The sequence below is a fragment of the Cellulomonas sp. GbtcB1 genome (genome assembly GCF_019091725.1).
In the GTDB taxonomy this organism is placed as follows: Bacteria; Actinomycetota; Actinomycetes; order Actinomycetales; family Cellulomonadaceae; genus Cellulomonas.
The window spans coordinates 1-235 of the sequence record NZ_JAGXJG010000585.1 but is presented as its reverse complement, the minus strand read 5'-3'; the positions used below and the strand labels follow the sequence as shown (position 1 = coordinate 235).

Below are 235 nucleotides of genomic sequence, written 5' to 3'. Positions count from 1 at the left end.
GTCGAGACGCATGTCGGCGACGGGCGTGCCCTCGCCTCAGAACGGCGGTGGTGCGTCGTACGGGTAGGTGGTGGCGTCGTGGGTCTGCCCGGTGCCGGGTCGGGTGAGGTACCGGTGCCCGGTGGGGGTGATCCACTCGGACAGCCCGGGGCTGATCTGGCGCAGCCGGATGCCGCCGTCGGTCTTGGGGCGGTGGTGTCGGGGGCAGACCGGTCCGCGGTTGTCGCCGACGGTG

Annotated in this window: 1 pseudogene; it reads right to left on the bottom strand. The window is 73.2% G+C overall.

Going from position 1 to position 235, the window contains the following annotated elements:
- Positions 1 to 36: 36 nt before the first annotated feature.
- Positions 37 to 235 (bottom strand): annotated as a pseudogene (locus KVT14_RS21470) (HNH endonuclease); the annotation flags it as partial.